Origin of the sequence: Micromonospora sp. DT48 (genome assembly GCF_049844495.1) — a bacterium.
In the GTDB taxonomy this organism is placed as follows: Bacteria; Actinomycetota; Actinomycetes; order Mycobacteriales; family Micromonosporaceae; genus Micromonospora.
In genome coordinates this window covers 118,398-131,794 of sequence record NZ_JBNCLE010000014.1, presented here as the reverse complement: position 1 = coordinate 131,794, position 13,397 = coordinate 118,398, and the positions used below count along the sequence as shown (strand labels likewise).

13 protein-coding genes are annotated in these 13,397 nt (G+C 71.0%); 6 read left to right on the top strand and 7 right to left on the bottom strand.

The genetic code is table 11. The features are described from left to right. Positions 1–7 precede the first annotated feature (7 nt). Both ACLQ2S_RS18660 and ACLQ2S_RS18655 read left to right on the top strand, forming a co-directional pair. Positions 8–790, top strand: coding sequence for an amino acid ABC transporter permease (locus tag ACLQ2S_RS18660; RefSeq protein ID WP_309223501.1), 783 nt, complete (start codon positions 8–10; stop codon positions 788–790). Further along, positions 787–1,518, top strand: a complete 732-nt coding sequence (locus ACLQ2S_RS18655; protein WP_155219742.1) for an amino acid ABC transporter ATP-binding protein — start codon at positions 787–789, stop codon at positions 1,516–1,518. The genes ACLQ2S_RS18660 and ACLQ2S_RS18655 overlap by 4 nt, the downstream gene beginning before the upstream one ends. 17 nt (positions 1,519–1,535) lie before the next feature. Here the strand turns inward: ACLQ2S_RS18655 and ACLQ2S_RS18650 are convergent, their stop codons facing one another. The 3 genes from ACLQ2S_RS18650 to ACLQ2S_RS18640 form a co-directional block, all read right to left on the bottom strand. Next, the gene (locus ACLQ2S_RS18650; protein WP_425702187.1) at positions 1,536–2,471 is read right to left on the bottom strand and encodes a DUF559 domain-containing protein; all 936 of its coding nucleotides are present in this window, start codon (positions 2,469–2,471) and stop codon (positions 1,536–1,538) included. Positions 2,472–2,657: 186 nt separating this feature from the next. Then, a complete protein-coding gene (locus ACLQ2S_RS18645) occupies positions 2,658–4,280 on the bottom strand; it encodes an ABC transporter permease (protein WP_425702186.1) in 1,623 nt (540 codons plus the stop codon). Beyond that, positions 4,277–5,194: an ABC transporter ATP-binding protein gene (locus ACLQ2S_RS18640; protein WP_155219751.1), complete on the bottom strand. Its 918-nt coding sequence runs from the start codon at positions 5,192–5,194 to the stop codon at positions 4,277–4,279. The genes ACLQ2S_RS18645 and ACLQ2S_RS18640 overlap by 4 nt, the downstream gene beginning before the upstream one ends. 107 nt (positions 5,195–5,301) lie before the next feature. Between ACLQ2S_RS18640 and ACLQ2S_RS18635 the strand changes: the two genes are divergently transcribed. After that, positions 5,302–6,201 (top strand): TetR family transcriptional regulator, encoded by a 900-nt coding sequence (locus tag ACLQ2S_RS18635; RefSeq protein ID WP_425702185.1) that lies wholly within the window; start codon positions 5,302–5,304, stop codon positions 6,199–6,201. A gap of 66 nt (positions 6,202–6,267) precedes the next feature. Here the strand turns inward: ACLQ2S_RS18635 and ACLQ2S_RS18630 are convergent, their stop codons facing one another. Together ACLQ2S_RS18630 and glpK are read right to left on the bottom strand one after the other, a co-directional pair. Beyond that, positions 6,268–7,590, bottom strand: a complete 1,323-nt coding sequence (locus ACLQ2S_RS18630; RefSeq protein ID WP_155219756.1) for a carbohydrate-binding domain-containing protein — start codon at positions 7,588–7,590, stop codon at positions 6,268–6,270. A 140-nt stretch (positions 7,591–7,730) separates the two neighbouring features. Next, positions 7,731–9,248, bottom strand: coding sequence for a glycerol kinase GlpK (gene glpK / locus ACLQ2S_RS18625; protein WP_425702184.1), 1,518 nt, complete (start codon positions 9,246–9,248; stop codon positions 7,731–7,733). A gap of 268 nt (positions 9,249–9,516) precedes the next feature. Here glpK and ACLQ2S_RS18620 point away from each other — a divergent pair, with 268 nt between their 5' ends. After that, positions 9,517–10,047 (top strand): ATP-binding protein, encoded by a 531-nt coding sequence (locus ACLQ2S_RS18620; RefSeq protein ID WP_425702183.1) that lies wholly within the window; start codon positions 9,517–9,519, stop codon positions 10,045–10,047. Positions 10,048–10,157: 110 nt separating this feature from the next. Here the strand turns inward: ACLQ2S_RS18620 and ACLQ2S_RS18615 are convergent, their stop codons facing one another. Both ACLQ2S_RS18615 and ACLQ2S_RS18610 read right to left on the bottom strand, forming a co-directional pair. Then, positions 10,158–10,478, bottom strand: a complete 321-nt coding sequence (locus ACLQ2S_RS18615) for a TraR/DksA family transcriptional regulator (RefSeq protein ID WP_155219765.1) — start codon at positions 10,476–10,478, stop codon at positions 10,158–10,160. After that, the gene (locus ACLQ2S_RS18610; protein ID WP_196222565.1) at positions 10,471–10,974 is read right to left on the bottom strand and encodes a hypothetical protein; all 504 of its coding nucleotides are present in this window, start codon (positions 10,972–10,974) and stop codon (positions 10,471–10,473) included. The genes ACLQ2S_RS18615 and ACLQ2S_RS18610 overlap by 8 nt, the downstream gene beginning before the upstream one ends. On the opposite strand from ACLQ2S_RS18610, the gene ACLQ2S_RS18605 reads away from it, so the two are divergent. Together ACLQ2S_RS18605 and ACLQ2S_RS18600 are read left to right on the top strand one after the other, a co-directional pair. Continuing rightward, positions 10,949–11,338: an SCP2 sterol-binding domain-containing protein gene (locus ACLQ2S_RS18605; protein WP_196222566.1), complete on the top strand. Its 390-nt coding sequence runs from the start codon at positions 10,949–10,951 to the stop codon at positions 11,336–11,338. The two genes, ACLQ2S_RS18610 and ACLQ2S_RS18605, sit on opposite strands and share 26 nt — an antisense overlap. Continuing rightward, entirely contained in the window at positions 11,335–13,395 is a 2,061-nt protein-coding gene (locus tag ACLQ2S_RS18600) for an amylo-alpha-1,6-glucosidase (RefSeq protein ID WP_155219771.1), read from the top strand. Before ACLQ2S_RS18605 ends, ACLQ2S_RS18600 begins: the two co-directional genes overlap by 4 nt. Positions 13,396–13,397 lie beyond the last annotated feature (2 nt).

Genomic DNA, 13,397 nt, shown 5'->3' with positions numbered 1-13,397 from the left:
GTTGACCGTGGATCCGTTGCGCACCCTGTGGGAGACGTTCTTCGACTGGGAGTCGATGCGTGAGGCGCTACCCGAGATGCTCACCGTCGGGTTGCCGAACACGCTGATCCTGGCGGTCACCGCCGCCCTGCTGGGCTCGGCGCTGGGCATCCTGCTGGCCGTGGCGGGCATCTCGCGTACCCGCTGGCTGCGCTGGCCGGCCCGGGTCTACACCGACGTGTTCCGGGGTCTGCCGGCAGCGGCGACGATCCTGCTGATCGGGGTCGGGCTGGCCCCGCTGGGGATGCAGGTGTGGGGGCCCAACCCGTACCCGCTGGGAATCCTGGCGCTGTCGCTGATCGCCGCGGCGTACATCGGCGAGATCTTCCGCTCCGGCATCCAGTCGGTGGAGGCCACCCAGTTGGAGGCGGCCCGCGCGTTGGGGTTCTCCTGGCGCGAGGCGATGCGGGTCGTGATCATCCCGCAGGGCATCCGGCGCATCCTGCCGGCCTGGGTGAACCAACTCATCGCCCTGATCAAGGACTCCAGCCTGGTCTACTTCCTCGGCCTGCTGGCCAGCCAGCGGGAGCTGTTCCGGATCGGGCAGGACTACGCCGCCAACACCGGCAACCAGTCGGCGCTGCTGCTGGCCGGGCTGTTCTACCTCGCCCTGACGGTGCCGCTGACCCACGTCGTCAACTGGATCGACCGGCGGCTGCGGCAGGGCCGCCCGACGGCCGGGCCGACCGACGACGACCCCGACGACCTGGACCTGGCGCTGCCCGGCGCCGCCGGAGGAAATCAACGATGAGCACCTCGGTCAGTCTGAGCCTGCGCGACGTGCACCTCGCCTTCGGGCGTCATCAGGTGCTGCGCGGAGTGGATCTGGACGTGGCGCGCGGCGGCACCGCGTGCGTGATCGGCCCGTCCGGGTCGGGCAAGTCCACCCTGCTGCGGACGGTGAACCGGCTCCTCGAACCGGACCGGGGCGACGTGCTGCTGGACGGACGCAGTGTGCTGCGCGACGACCCGGACGCGCTGCGGCAGCGCATCGGCATGGTGTTCCAGCAGTTCAACCTCTTCCCGCACATGAGCGTGGAACGCAACATCACCCTGCCGCTGCGCCGCATCGGCAAGCTCGGCGAGGACGAGGCGGTGGCTCGCGCCCGAGCCGAACTCGACCGGGTCGGACTGGCCGCGAAGGCCGACGCCCGACCCGCGCACCTGTCCGGTGGGCAGCAGCAGCGGGTGGCCATCGCCCGGGCGTTGGCCATGCGGCCACAGGTGATGCTCTTCGACGAGGCCACCTCCGCACTGGACCCGGAACTGGTCAAGGGGGTGTTGGCGCTGATGGCGGAGCTGTCCGCCCAGGGCATGACCATGGTGGTGGTGACCCACGAGATGGGTTTCGCCCGCCAGGTCGCCGACACCGTCGCCTTCATGGACGCCGGGGTGGTGCTGGAGGCCGGCGAACCCCAGGCCCTCTTCGAGTCGCCGCAGCACCCCCGGCTGCGCCGCTTCCTGTCCCAGGTGCTGTGACCTCCGACCGCCCCTGGTCAACGACGGCGCCCGGCGAGGATCGCAAGAGTCTCCCGGCGCACCTCGTCGGGCTCCCGCACGAGGCGTCGGTGGCTGAACCTGACCACCAGGATGCCGACGGTGGCGAGCAACGCGTCGCGCCGCAGGTCGATCTCGCGCTGGCGGGTATCGCCGTGTGAGCTGGCACCGTCCAGCTCGATGTCGACCCGCTCCTGCTCGGCGAACAGGTCCAGGTACATGGTTCGTCTGCCCACCCGGACGCGTACCTGACGCATCAGCACCGGCAGGTCAGGACCGGTGAAGACGCGGTCGTGTCCCCAGATCTCCAAGGGGCTGCGGCAACCCGCGTCGAGCCGGTCGATGAGTGCGGACAGCGCCGCCCGTCCGGTCGTCTTCGGGGCAAGCGCGCCGCGGAGCCGGTGGCCCGTGGTCAACCGGTCGTTCACGGCGCGGACAACCGGCCCGATGCGGCTCTCCTCGGGCAACAACGACCACGAGCGCACCAACGCCTCCTCCAGCCGGACGAGCGGTACGCCCCGTCGCACCACGACGTGTGGCGGTTCCGCCGCGAATGCCCTCCGATGCCGCACCACCAGGCTCTCCCTGCTCCGCAGGCCGGTACCGGCGGGCACGTCGAGGTACACCGGCTCGCCGGCTGGTTGGGGCCGGAGGCCGTACACGTCCAACGCGGTCAGCGCGCTCAAGGCCGCCCGGCCGTCGGCGTACGCGAGCGCCGCCCGTCGAGCGACCTCGGGTGTCACCCGTGCGAGCACGCTGGCCGACTCCGGGCCGGCGAGCAACGAGCCGTCGACGTAGACCGCCGGCAACACGCGACGCAGCCAACCGATGCGGTACGCCCGCCGCAGCGTCCAGGGCGGTACCACCTCGAGTGCGCGGGCGCGGGTCACCACACCGCCACCGGCCTCGACGAGCGATCGAAGCACGGCATCCACACCGACCGAGCCTGCCCCACCCCACCCCGCCCCCACTGCCCCCCTGTGGACACCGCACCCCCTGTGCACAACGCACCGCTCCAACGCCGCGTGTGGTAGGGGTCCTTGATCGTTTGCAGTCGAGTGACCGTGCCAGCGGCGTGTCGAGTCAGTCGACTGCAAACGATCAAGTCTGAACCGGCCGGGTCAGGTGGGGGTGTCGCGGCGGCGGAAGGTGGTCAGGCCGACCGCGAGCAGTACGGCGGCGATCGCGGTGAGTGCCACCAGGGGCAGGACGGTGAGGTCGGCGGCGGGCACGGACGGCACATGGGTGTACGGGGAGAGGTTCAGCGCGGTCTGTGGCAGGTCCAACGCGGCGCCCAGTTGGCCGAGCAGCAGGAAGACGATCAGCACCGCCCAACTGGACGCGACCGACCAGCGTGGCAGCGCCCCGAACAGGGTGGTCACCACCCCGGCGACGACCAGCAGTGCGGGCAACCACAGCAGGGCCGCACCGGTCAGCTCGACGGTCCAACCGGCCGGATCTCCGGCGGCCAGCCCGTACCCGAGCCCGGTGGTGGCACCGGCCAGCAGCATCAACGCCAGCGCACCGAGCGCGGCGGCGGCCACCTGCGTAGTCAACCACCGGGTGCGGCTGACGGCGGTGGCGAGCAGCGGTTCGAGGATGCCGTCCGACTCGTCGCCGCGTACCCGCAGCAGGGCCTGCACCACGTACGCGCCGATGGTCAGCGCGAACAGCCCGAGCATCGCCGCCAGGAAGGCGTCGCGCAGTTCGTCCCCGCCACCGAGTTGGGCGATCGCCTCGGCGGCGGCCGGGTTGTCGGCGATCATGTCGTCCACCTCGTGCCCGGCCAGTCCCATGGCCACGCCGAGCACCGCCACCGCGATCGCCCAACCGGTCAACGCGCCACGGTGCAGCCGCCAGGTCAGCCCGGCCGGACTCAGCAGTCCGGCGGCGGCCCGGTCCGGCCCCCGTCGCGCGGCGAGCAGGCCGGCGCCGACGTCACGGCGTTCGGCCAACGCGTACGCGATGGCGACCCCGGCGACGAGCAGGGCGGTCGGCAACGCGAGCACCCACCACCGTTCCGCACCGAAGGCGCGGACCTGGGTGCCCCAGCCCAGCGGCGACAGCCAGGTGGGCCAGGCGCTGTCCAGCAACCCGTCGGCGGAACGCTCACCGAGCACGTCGCCGGCGGCCCGGAGCAGGAACGTCACGCCGACGGTGGCGGCGGCGAGAGCGTTGGCGCCCCGGGAGGTCACCGACAGTTGGGCGGTGACGGCGGCGACACCGGTGAAGGCGAGACCGACGCCGGTGATCGCCGCGGCGGCGGCCACCGACCCGGCGGCGGGTAGCCCGGCGCCGACGAAGGCGACCGCGAGCAGCGCCCCGGCGAGGACGTTGGCGCCGACCACGACGACCAGGGCGGCGGTGAGCAGGGCGTACCGGCCGACGGCGGCGGCACCGAGCAGTTCGGCCCGGCCGGTCTCCTCGTTCTGCCGGGTGTGCCGGATCACCGCGAAGGTGCTCAGCAGCGCGGCGAGCACGGCCAGGGTGAGGTACGTCTCGGCGACCACCACCGCGCCGAGTTCGGTGCTGGCCACCGGACCGTTGAAGGCGCGGGCGACGACGCTGGTGTTGGCCACCTCGACGTAACCGAGGCGGTTCTGCTCGTCGGGGTAGATGCCGGCCACGCTCTCGGCGAGGGCGTAGCCGAGCAGCGGGGTACCGAGCGCCCAGACGACCAGGCGCACCCGGTCGCGCCGCAGTGCGAGCCGGGCGAGTCGGCCGGTGCCGGTGAAGGCGCTCATCGGGTGGCTCCGCTCGCCGCTCGCGGATCGTCGGTGGTCTCGCCGTAGTGCCGCAGGAACAACTCCTCCAGGGTGGGCGGTGTGCTGGTCAGCGCCCGGACCTCGAAGCGGACCAGGTGCGCCAGGAGGGTGTCGAGGTGTTCGGGTTCGACCTCCAACCGGACGCGCCCGTCGACCGGGCGGACCTCGTGCACGCCGGGTAGGTCCGTCAGGCCGGTCACCGGGCGTCCGGTCTCGACGGTGACCGTGGTACGCGCCAGGTGCCGCAGCTCCGACAGGGTGCCGGCCTCCACGATCCGCCCCTCCCGGATGATGCTGACCCGGTCGCAGAGCGCCTCGACCTCGGCCAGCACGTGGCTGGAGAGCAGGACGCTCGCGCCGGCCTGGCTGAGTCGGCGGACCTCCTCCTGGAACACCGCCTCCATCAGCGGGTCCAGCCCGGACGTGGGTTCGTCCAGGATGTACAGCTCGACGTCGGAGGCGAAGGCGGCGACGATGGCGACCTTCTGCCGGTTGCCCTTCGAGTAGGTGCGGCACTTCTTCGTCGGGTCCAGGTCGAAGCGGCGCAGCAGTTCGTCGCGTCGACGCCGGTCCAGCCCGCCGCGCAACGCGCCGAACAGGTCGATCGCCTCGCCGCCGGAGAGGTTGGGCCAGAGGTTGACGTCACCCGGCACGTACGCCAGACGCCGGTGCAACGCGACCGCGTCGCGCCACGGATCGCCGTCGAGGATGCGGACCTGCCCGGAGTCGCGGCGCAGCAGACCGAGCAGGATCCGGATGGTGGTGGACTTACCCGAGCCGTTGGGCCCCAGGAATCCGTGCACCTCCCCCGGCTCCACGGTGAGGTCGAGCCCGTCGAGCGCGCGTACGCCGCCGAAGGTCTTGACGAGGTTTTCGATGGAGATCACGGACATGGGTCCTCCCGCCGTACCGGTGTCTACCGAACCACTCCACTGACCGATGGTAAGGGATCGGCGCGAGTGGTCCCGTCCCTCGGTCAGCGGTGACTTAGGCTGGGACCATGACCGTGGAGGAGGCGGACAGCACCCGCGACCGGATCCTGCGCACCGCGTTGAGCCTCTTCTCCGCGCAGGGATACCAACGCACCTCCCTGCGGCAGATCGCCGAGCGGTTGCGGCTGACCAAGGCGGCCATCCTCTACCACTTCCCGAGCAAGTCACACCTGCTCATCGCACTGGCCGAACCGCTGCTGGGCGACCTGGAGGCGCTGCTGGAGCACGCCGAGGCGCTGCCGGGACGCCAGGCGAGGTGGGCCCTGCTGGAGGGCTGGGTGGACACCATGCTCAAGCACCGTGGCCCGCTGGGCATGCTCTTCCACGATCTCGCGCTGGTCGAACGGAGCAGCACGTACCACCGGCTGCTGCGGATCGTCATGCGGGCCAACGAGATCGTCGCGGGGCCGGACGCCAGCCGACGGGAGCGGGTCCGGGCGGTCCAGGCGATCGGCGTGTGCAGTGATCCGGTGGTGTTCCTGATCGACGTGCCGGCGTCGGCGTTGCGGGCCGACATGCTCGACGGCGTCCGCCGCCTGCTGGGCGAGACACCGACCGACACGGAGGCGGTGACCGGCACGAAGACACCGCCCGGCACGGAGACACCGCCCGGTGCGGAACCGCCGCCCGGCACGAAGACACCGACCGGCGCGGAGGCGGTGACCGGCGAGACCTCTGACGCGGCTGGCGGGGTCGCCGAGGCGGTTGCCGCGACGCCCGGCCGGGTGGGCCGGCGACGGCCGGGACGGCCCCGGTCGATGAGCCCGGAGCAGGCGCGGGCCGCCCGCCGGATGCACCTCGCGGGCACCCACTCGGCCGACGAGATCGCCGCCGAGTTCGGCGTCTCGCGCGCCACCGTCTACCGACACCTCGACGCGCCGGACGATAATGAGACAGTTCTGAGATAGTTCTGAGACGGGACGGCTCGGCCGGTGGTGGCCCCCGGACGCGTCGCGGGCCACCACCGGCGCAGGTCACCGCAGCAGGTCGATCCCGGCGTACGTGCGCTCGTGCGCCGGGAAGTCCTCGTCGGTGTGCGGCGCGTAGATCCAGGTACGCAGCGACTGCGCCGCCGTGTCGATCTCGACCAGCCGCACCGGGTTGGTGCGCCGGGAGTGGAAGGTCTGGAGGAAGGAGTAGACCCGGTTGCCGTGCACGCCGGTGTCCACCCGGGAGGCCGCCGTTCCGGTGTGGCCGGAGAAGACGAACCGGATGTTGGGATACTTCGCCACCAGGTTGTCGAAGACGTACTGCGGACTGGTGGATCCGTAACCGGCCGACTGCCCGATGGTGGCGTCGCTCTCCAGGTAGTGATGGGTGACGATCACGACGTTGTGCCGGGGATGGGCCGCCACCACCGACTGCGCCCAGGCGACGGCAGCCCGGCGGGGCCACAGTTCCAGGCTCAGCACCAGCCACCGCACCCCACCTGCGGTGTAGGTGGCGTACGCGTTGTCCACCTTGCCCGCCTCGAACTGGCCGCCCACCGCGCCGAACCGGGCGGCCGTGAAGTACCGGTTGAACACCGTCGTGTCGCGCAACAACTGCCCGGCGGGTCGACGCAGTTCCCCACCCGGGCCAGCCGACTGGGTGTCGTGGTTGCCGATGGCGAGGGTGTACGGCATCCCGGCCGTCTCCAACGGACGCAGCGCGGCGCGCGCACGTTCGTACTGCACGTGGTCGGCGGTGTCGTAGTTGACCACGTCACCGGAGTGCGCGACGAAACGCAGGTCGAGGGCGGCGCGCTGGGCGACCAGCCAGTCCACGCGCTGGCGCAACCGGGCGTCGCCGGCGGTCAGCACCTCCTCCTGCGTGTCCGGGACCACGGCGAAGGCGAACCTCGTGTCGATGACCGGTGGCTGCGTCCGCACGTACGCCAGATGCGCGTTGCGGTCACACGTGCCCGTGTACCGGTCGTTGACCAGCTCGATCCGGACGTCGTGCCGCCCCTCCGGCAGTTCCCCGCCGACCGGGTAACTCCCGTAGTCGGTGGCGCTGGTCACGGTGATCTCGCCGACCGGGTCGCCACCGACCTTGACCCGCAGCGTCGGCCAGCCGTCGCAGTGGTCCCCGATCGCGCCGACGACCAGGCGACCCGCGCCCGGCACCGAGATGGTGGCGTAACTGGCGTTGTGCCACAGCGTGGCGTGGGTGCCCGAGGGCGGCCTCGGCGTGCCCGTCGCCGGCTGGATCGAACCGTTGACCACGGTGAACGGTGACGCGGCGGGTGCCGCGCCGGCCAAGACACCGGCCGACAGTACGACCACGACCGCCATGATCCCGCGCGTGATCCGCATGGATGCCCTCCCTGTCCACACCTCCGGCAGATGCCGGACATCGGGATGCTAAGGCAGACCTACCGGACATCCCGGCATCCCAACGATGGACACGCAGTGACGTAATCCATCCGAAACGTGATCGACCGCACGTCTCTTGATCAGTCGACGTCCACCCAGTCCAGAGTGCGCTGCACCGCCTTGCGCCAACCGGCGTAGCCGGCCGCGCGCTGCTGCGGCGACCAGGACGGTTGCCAACGCCGACTCTCGTTCCAGTTCTCTCGGAGTTCGTCGGTGTCCCGCCAGAATCCGACGGCCAACCCGGCGGCGTACGCCGCGCCGAGGGCGGTGGTCTCGGCGACCACCGGCCGACTGACCGGCACGCCGAGGATGTCCGCCTGCAACTGCATACACAGGTCGTTGACGGTGACGCCGCCGTCCACCTTGAGGCACTCCAACGCCACGCCCGAGTCCTGCGCCATCGCCTCGGCCACGTCGCGGCTCTGGTAGCAGATGGCCTCCAGCGTCGCCCGCGCGATGTGCCCGTCGGTGTTGTAGCGGGACAGACCGACGATCGCGCCCCGGGCGTCGGAGCGCCAGTACGGGGCGAACAGGCCGGAGAAGGCCGGTACGAAGTAGACCCCGCCGTTGTCGTCGACCTGGCGGGCGAGATCCTCGCTCTGCCCGGCACTGCTGATGATCTTCAGCTGGTCACGGAGCCACTGCACGGCCGAACCGGTGACGGCGATGGACCCTTCGAGGGCGTAGACCGGCGGCTGGCCGGCGAACTGGTAGCACACGGTGGTGAGCAGCCCGGCCTCGGACCGGACGATCTCCGAGCCGGTGTTCAGCAGCATGAAGTTGCCCGTACCGTAGGTGTTCTTCGCCTCGCCCGGCGCGAAGCAGACCTGCCCGACGGTGGCGGCCTGCTGGTCGCCCAGGTCCGCGGTGATCGGGACGGCACCGGCGAACGGGCCGTTGGGCAGCGTGACGCCGTAGGCGTCCGGATCGGACGACGGCACGATCCGGGGCAGCATGGCGCGTGGGATGTCGAAGAACGACAGCAGCTCGTCGTCCCAGTCGAGGGTCTCCAGGTCCATCAGCATGGTCCGGCTGGCGTTGGTGGGATCGGTGACGTGCGCGCCGCCGTCGACGCCACCGGTGAGGTGCCAGAGCAACCAGGTGTCGGTGTTGCCGAAGATCGCCTCGCCGCGTTCGGCGGCGGCCCGCACCCCGTCGACGTTCTCCAGAATCCACTGGATCTTGCCGCCGGAGAAGTAGGTGGCCGGCGGTAGACCGGCCTTGCGCCGGATGACCTCACCGCGCCCGTCGCGTTCCAGGGCGGAGGCGATCCGGTCGGTCCGGGTGTCCTGCCAGACGATGGCGTTGTAGTACGGCAGACCGCTGCGCCGGTTCCACACCACCGTCGTCTCCCGCTGGTTGGTGACGCCGAGGGCGGCCAGGTCGCTGGCGGCCAGGCTGTGCGTGTTCAACGCCGTACGCACGACCGTCTGGGTCCGTTCCCAGATCTCCAGCGGGTTGTGCTCGACCCAACCGGCGCGCGGCAGGATCTGCTGGTGTTCGAGCTGGTGGCGACCGACCTCGTTGCCACCGTGGTCGAAGATCATGAACCGGGTGCTGGTGGTGCCCTGGTCCACGGCGCCGACGAAATCCGCCATCCGGTTCTCCTTGTCATGGTCCTCGTTGCGGTGCGGGCCTCGGGTAGATCCTTCCCGATCTCCGCGCCGCCCACCATGCGCGCCTGAGGCACCGGTCAGTGGCCGCGCACTCGGGCGGTCGACCCACTTGGCGCGGCGGCGGATCCGGTCGGGCAGCGGCGGGAGCTACGCCGCCGGGCCCGGTCCCCAGGCCGGTGGCGGGGGCGGCGCCGGATCATTGCCCCTCGGCAATAGTCGCGGATATCGGTGGACAACGTACTCTGCCTGCATGAACAACCTCAGCCCGCCGGACGCCCCGGATCCTGGCGATCCGTCCTGCGGGGGCGAGGAGGCGGTCGCGCTGCTGTCCGAGTCGTTCACCGCGCAGACCGTGACGGCGTTGCGGCACCTGCTCAGCGCGCGGGTGGCCGCCGCCGGTCTCACCGGCGACGTGGCCGAGGATCTCGTCCTGGCGGTGCACGAGTTGGTCACCAACGCCGTGCTGCACGGCGGGGGTCGCGGGCGACTCCACCTGTTCCGGCGGGCCGACCTGCTCGTCTGCGAGGTCACCGACCATGGTCAGGAGTCCGGCGGGGACCTGCCGGTGAACCTGCCGGCGACGAACACCCCCGGGGGTCGTGGTCTCTGGCTCGCCCACCACCTGACCGGGGCGTTGACGCTGACCCGCCGACCCGACGGCCTGACCGCGACCGTCACCGCGAGCCTGCCCGCCGCACCGCCGACCGCGCCCCAGCCGCAGCCGCAGCCGCAGCCGCAGCCGCAGCCGCAGGTTGCCACGGACCGGCCGCCGTACCCGTAAGTCCGACGGCCGGTCTCGCGAGCGTCAGGAGAACGCGACGCGGGTCCGCCGGGGCGGGGCCCCGGCATTCCGGTCAGCCGATCCCGTGACCCGCTGCCGATCCCCGAGGGTCAGCGGTTCTGCTTCTGCTGGCACGGCACGCAGAACCGCGCGTGCGGCAGGATCTCCAGGCGTTCCCGGGGGATGTCCGTGCCGCACTTCTCGCAGCGGCCGTAGCCACCGGCGGTGAGGCGCTTCAACGCGCCCGAGATCTGCTCGATGCTCTGCCGGGTGGCGGCGATCAGCGCGGCGTTGGTGTGCGCCTGCGCCGGATCGCCGGTGTCGGCCGTCAGTTGGGTCAGCCGAGCCGTCTGGGCCTCGAACTCGTGATTCAGCGTCGACTCAAGGTTGGTGAGCCACTGCTGGTCCTGAACGTCGGTCCGTTCACTCATGTCGGTTCCTTCCCGGAAAAAGAAAAAGGGCCGAAGCTGTGCGCTTCGCCCTTGCCGTCACGTGTTGGTGAACGGTTTCCGGAGGGCTCCGACCGGCGGGACGGGGCTGACCAGCCCGCGCGGGGACTCGACGCGCCTGCGCGCGCAGCACGACCGGCGCCGCCGCCGTGACGGCGGCGACGCGGGTGAGCAGCACGGCGGGTCGCATCAAACCACCATAGGCCGCGGCGCGCAGGAAGCCAATGCCGATCTGCGCCGCACCTGACGTACCGGCACCAACACCGCCGAACCGGTACGAGGGCGGATCAAAGTCGCTAAGGTTGCCGTGGCGGAGGAGTTCGGGCAGCACTTCGCCATCGGCGCGGACCCCGCCCGGCGGCAGCCCGTGGCCGGGCACGGCCAGCAGGAGGTGCCGGATGTCGGAGGCTGTGCACACCTTCTTCGACAACTTGGTCAGAAGCGGGGGTCGGATGCTGCGCCAGATCTCCGGCACCATGCGCTTCGACCTGCGCTATCCCAACCGGGTCGACCACTGGAACCTCCGCATCGACCAGGGTCGGATCACCGTGACGCACGGTGGGACACCGGAGGTGGACACCGTGATCCACACCGACGAGGAACTCTTCCTGCGGATGGCGCACGGCGAGGTCAAGCCGGTGCCCGCGTGGTTACGCAACGACTTCACCGCCGACGGAGAGTTCCGCCTCGTGATGGTGCTGGAGCGACTGTTCGCACCGCCGCCGAACGCCCGCCACCCCCGCGAGGTGGCCGTCAGCCAGAAATCCCCGACCTCGCCCGAGCGCCGAGCGCCCGCGCCGGGCGCGGTGAACTCCACCGCCGACGACCGGGGGCCGCGATGAGGAAACTGGTCCGCATCCTCGACGGCAACATCTTCGCGCTGAGCGAGGTCAACGGCGACATGGTCTTCAGCCCCACCAACCCGAGTGGGTTCTTCGCCTTCGACACCCGCTTCCTGTCCACCTGGCGGCTGAGCATCGACGGGCAGCAGCTCTCGCCGCTGGCCGTGCACGACGCCAGCTACTACAAGATCCGCTTCTTCCTGGTGCCCGGTCATCCGACCCACTACGTCGACGCGAAGGTCTCGGTGATCCGCGACCGCTGGATCTCCGACAGCGCCTTCACCGAGCACCTGACCGTGCTCAACCACAGCAACGACGCCGTCGACTTCGTGGTGCGCATCGACGTGGACAGCGACTTCGCCCCGGTCTACGACGTGGTCTGGCCGCACCGCTCCGCGCTGCGCGGCTACCGGGAGGTGTCCGACGGCCGCCTGCGGCTCGGCTACCGGCGGGAGAAGTTCCACCGGGTGACCGACATATCAAGCAGCGAACCGGCCGACCTGGACGAACGTGGGCTGACCTTCCGCATCCGGGTCGAGGCGCAACGCCGCTGGAGCACCCTCCTGCGGGTGGCGGGGCGGGTGCTGCGCCCGGACGGGGCAGACGTACGGGAACGACTACGGCATCCCCGGGGCAAGGTCGGCGCCCCGCTGCACCACGACCTGAGCCAGTGGCTCGCCGACGCGCCACGGCTGCACTGCGACTGGCGGCAGTTGACCGAGACGTACCAGCGGGGCCTGATCGACCTGGCCGGTCTGCGCTTCTCCCCCCTGGCCATGCCGAACAAGACCATGCTCGCCGCCGGACTGCCCTGGTCGGCCACCATCATCGGCCGCGACAACATCCTCACCTGCTTCCAGACGCTGCCGTTCGTCCCCCGGATGGCGGAGACCACCCTGCGGCTGCTCGCCCTGGACCAGGGCACGGTGCTCGACGACTTCCGCGACGAGGAACCCGGCAAGATCCTCAACGAGTTCCGATACGGGGAGATGGCCGCCTTCGAACATCGCCCCCAGTCGCCGTACTTCGGCGGAGCGGACGTGACCCCGCTGTTCGTCGTGCTGCTCGACGAGTACGAACGCTGGACCGGCGACGCCACGCTGGTGCGCGACCTCCAGGACGCCGCCCGCGCGGCGCTGCGCTGGATCGACGAGTACGGCGACCTGCGCGGCGACGGCTACCTCTGGTACCAGCCGCGCAACAACGAGAGCGGGGCGCAGAACCACTGCTGGAAGGACAGCCCGGAGGCGATCTGTTACCGGGACGGCCGGATACCCGGGCAGCCACGGGCCACCTGCGAGTTGCAGGGTTACGTGTACGACGCTAAGCGACGCGGGGCACGGCTCGCCCGCGAGTTCTGGGACGACCCGGCGTACGCCGATCGGCTGGAGCGCGAGGCCGAGGAGCTCAAGCAACGGTTCAACCGCGACTTCTGGATCGACGGCGGCGAGTACTTCGCGTTGGCGCTCGGCCCCGACGGTGACCAGGTCGACGCACTGGCCTCGAACATGGGACATCTGCTGTGGAGCGGCATCGTGGACCCGTCCCGGGCCGCCCTGGTCGCCGGCCACCTGCTCGGGCCACGACTCTTCTCCGGCTGGGGGGTACGCACCCTGGCCACCGGACAGACCAGCTACAACCCGCTCGGCTACCACCTGGGCACGGTGTGGCCGTTCGACAACTCGCTGATCGCCTACGGGCTACGCCGCTACGGTTTCCTGGAGGAGGCGGGGATCATCGCCGAGTCCGTCGTCAGGGCGTCCCGGTACTTCGCCGGGCGGATGCCGGAGGCCTTCGCCGGCTACGACCGCAGTCTGACCCGCTATCCGGTGCCGTACCCGGCCGCGAACAGTCCGCAGGCGTCCGCGACCGGCGCCACCTTCCTGCTGGTACGCACCCTGCTGGGTCTGGAGCCGTACGGCGAGCACCTGGTGGTGCAGCCGGCCATCCCGGAGCGCTTCGGCCGGATCGAGCTGCTGGACATCCCGGGCCGCTGGGGTCGCAAGGACGCGATCGGCAACGCGCGCCCCGCCCGCCACGATCAGGTCCGACGGTGACC